Genomic DNA, 1,915 nt, shown 5'->3' on the forward strand with positions numbered 1-1,915 from the left:
AACTGGTATGTCGTGCGGGAGGGGAACGCGGGGGCCGCGGCGTCCGGTGCCCTGGGCGGGGGAGCAGCGGGGTGCAATAACGGGCAGCGTCCACTTATACCCCCCCCCCCCCGAAAACCGGAGCGCTCAACGACCCCGCGAAGCGCAGACCGGTCGTACCCGGCGAGTCGCTCGCTCACCCTATCGAGGTTATCGAGTTCAAGAAGGGGCTGACTCAGTACACCAATCTATATCCGCGTCTGGAGTATGACACCACTGTCGCAACAAACACGGTTGCCGGTCTGACGGCGGCGGCGAACGCGGATGCCTACCGTTCTTTGACCCTTACCGCTCCCCCCACTGCCTTTTCTATATCTCTCGGCGCCTTCGGGGGAAGCATATCGTATGCGTATGACCATTCGATTCCGAACACCGACGGGGCGGACCTGAAGATTGCGGGGAATGCGTTTGCCGGGAACTCCGAACCCGGAGCCGTCTTTGTATCACAGGACGTCAACGGGAACGGCATAGCGGACGACCCCTGGTACCCGCTGATTTCCCCGGACCTTTCCCCGAATGTGGACGTCTTTTATAACGCTTCGGCGACGTTTAAGCAGAAGCCGGCTAACGCTGGCTTAGAGAATGACTTCAAGGCGGCTACCGCGGCGTTCACCGACGATGACTGGGACGCGTATTATGCCGCCTATAAGACAGGCGTCTCTAATTCCGCGAGCCTTCGGGCAAAGGCTATTGAAGCCGCGTACTACGACGCCGATTATCCGCCCGCCGATACGGACGGGCTTGAGAGCAAGTCGCCGGAGGACTTCAAGGCGCTGTTCACCGCCGCGACCCTTGCGCCTGCCCTCTCCGACAAAGCGAAACTGTCCTTTCACCTCGCTCATCCGGCAGCCGGTTTGCTCGACCCCGACGGCGTCGTCCGCTTTACGTACCGCAATGTTGTCACCACCACTGGGGCTGGCGGATACACCGCGGTTTTCACCAGTTCCTGGTCCAACACCGCGGCAAAGTGGCCCGCATATCTGTGCGGCGGGGTTGATAATTTTACCATGACCGGACTTATGGTCGTTCCCAACGCCGGTGCCGGCACAACTACTATTCCGGGCATCCAGCTTGCGGGCTTTGTTGACTCCGTTGTCGGGGCGAGCGACTTTGACATTTCGTGGGCGCGGGCGCCGGACGGCTCAGAGTTAAGCGAACCGCTCCAGTGGGTTGACTTTGTGAAGATTCAGACCGCGTCATGCGCCGATATGGGTACCGGCGAGAACTCGACCGAGACGAGTCCCGCCTACGACCTGTCGCTGCTATAGGGCAAAGAACGCCGCGGCGAGGCTGCCGCAGGCAGGCGGGGGTGTCGGGAGTGCCGACACCCCCGTGTCGGGAACGCGAAACTCGGCATAGAGGCGCGCGGGGATTTGCGCCGCGCATTACCGGACGGCACAAGGGGCGGGCGTGCCGGCGGCAAGCCGGGAGCGCCCGCCCGAATAAGGAAACGTATATGCTGCAGATCTTGAGAAAAGCGCTCTTCGCGCTCGCAGCCCTCGCGCTGCTTGTCGGCTGCAATCTCGGCTATGGCGCGGTCGGCGGGGCGGACACCTATGAACCCCATGCGCCCGGCGCGCCGGTATTTGAAGAGCTGCTCGCCCAACTGTCCGGCGTGTGGTACTCGCATTACGGCGCAGCGCGGTCGGACGGCTACCGCATAGGACGCTGGCAAGACTTCGACACGGAAATGGGCGCAAAGCTCGCGCTCTTCCCCGCTCTGGAGCGCAGAACCTGCACCGGCGGCGCGCCGAAGGATGGCGACTTCTACGTCTTCTACGACGACACGGTGTTCGGGCAGGACGACAGCGGCGAGGGCGTGGTACTGCCGCAGGAACGGGAACCCAGTTGAGACGCGCGGGCAAGAGGGACACGA

At 62.8% G+C, this 1,915-nt stretch carries 2 protein-coding genes; both read left to right on the forward strand.

The genetic code is table 11. From position 1 onward, the window contains the following. Positions 1-317: 317 nt before the first annotated feature. Positions 318-1,307, forward strand: coding sequence for a hypothetical protein (locus AWU74_RS05275; RefSeq protein ID WP_062328348.1), 990 nt, complete (start codon positions 318-320; stop codon positions 1,305-1,307). Positions 1,308-1,495: 188 nt separating this feature from the next. After that, on the forward strand, positions 1,496-1,891 hold the full coding sequence (locus AWU74_RS05280) for a hypothetical protein (protein WP_162504864.1): 396 nt from the start codon (positions 1,496-1,498) through the stop codon (positions 1,889-1,891). Positions 1,892-1,915 lie beyond the last annotated feature (24 nt).

The organism is Treponema endosymbiont of Eucomonympha sp. (genome assembly GCF_001028545.1).